At 63.7% G+C, this 1,412-nt stretch carries 2 protein-coding genes; both read left to right on the top strand.

All coding sequences use genetic code 11. The features are described 5' to 3' along the window. Positions 1-756 (top strand): acetamidase/formamidase family protein (locus ABT300_RS44040; protein WP_351688804.1); only part of this gene is annotated, 756 nt, incomplete at its 5' end. 132 nt (positions 757-888) lie between these two features. Then, on the top strand, positions 889-1,412 hold a 524-nt coding region (locus tag ABT300_RS44035; RefSeq protein ID WP_351688801.1), incomplete at its 3' end, for a substrate-binding domain-containing protein.

Here is a 1,412-nt window from a genome sequence, read left to right as displayed (position 1 = left end):
GTCGAAGGGGCCGAACCGGGCGACACCCTGGTCGTCGACGTCCTGGACATCGTCCCGGGCCCTGTGGGCTTCGTGGCCTCGCAAGGCGGATTCGGTCCGCTTCTGGGGACGAAGTACCCCGAGCTCGGCGAGCCGTTCACCGAGACTGTCGAGCATCGCGCCGGCGAGAGCGGAACGACCGCCGACGGCACGGGGCACCTGAGCAACGGAACGAGCTGGCCCCTCGAGCCGCACATCGGTTGTCTGGGCGTCGTCCCCCAGCGGCCCGAGCAGGGTCACGACACCTTCACGATGCAGACCCGCTTCGGAGGCAATCTCGACGCGTTGGACATCAAGAAGGGCCACCGCATCTACTATCCCGTCGCGCATGAAGGCGCACTGCTGTACGCAGGCGACGTACAGGCGAGCCAGGCCACCGAGTTCGTGGGTTCCGCGGACGAATGTGAAGCCGACGTCACTCTTGCGTGCGGGGTCATCAAGGGAAAGCAGCCTCCCTTCGTTCGCATCGAAAGCCCCACCCATCTGATCCAACTCGCCTCCCAGCGACCTTGGGAGGACGCCGTCAGGCAGGCGCACCTGTGGCTGCTCGATTGGCTCGTCGAGGACTACGGCGTCGACCCGCGGAAGGCGATCACCCACTTCAACGGCAATCCCGACGTGCAAGTCCGGGTCTACTGCACGTACCTCGGAGAAAAGACGAAGGGCTGTGTCGGTGTCCGATTCCCCAAGGAGGCCCTGCAAAGTTCTCGGCGATGACTTTCGTCATCTTTCTCGCGTCATCCGTGTGGTACGTGCAGGTCTAGTGAACCGACACAAGGTCAGGGAATCGATTTCGATTCGATCTAGACCGCAGCATTTCTGATCCTGTTGAGAAAGTAGGTCGATCCCATGATGCGCACCAGAGCACTCACCGCCCTGGCCACAACACTCGTCCTTGCCGCATCCGCCACGGCATGCGGCAGCGGTGACACCTCGGCTGCCAGCGGTAGCGGCGGCGGCGGCAAAGGCGGCGGCAAGCTCGTCGTCGGCGTCAGCAACACCCTTGCCGGCAACGGATGGCGCGAGGAACTGATCTGTTCGATCAAGGCTGAGGCACTCGCCAGCGGTGTTGTCTCCAAGGTCGTGACTGTGAGCAAGAACGGCGGACCGACCGACCAGATCCAGGATCTCCAGAACCTCGTGTCGCAGGGAGTCAACGTCCTCATCGTCAATCCGTCCGACCCGGAGAAGCTCAACTCGATCATCGCCGAGGCCAGCAAGCAGGGCATCACGGTGGTGGCCGTCGACTCCGGCGTCACCGCGCCCGAGGCGCACGTCGTGACCAACGACCAGGTCGCGTGGGGCAAGCTCGAGATGCAGGCGCTCGCCAAGATGATCGGCGGCAAGGGCGACATCCTGTACATGCGTGGAAT

The sequence above is a fragment of the Streptomyces sp. NPDC001027 genome (assembly GCF_040299045.1).
In the GTDB taxonomy this organism is placed as follows: Bacteria; Actinomycetota; Actinomycetes; order Streptomycetales; family Streptomycetaceae; genus Streptomyces.
Note: the sequence above shows the minus strand (reverse complement) of the source record. Positions and strands in the feature narration are given on the sequence as shown.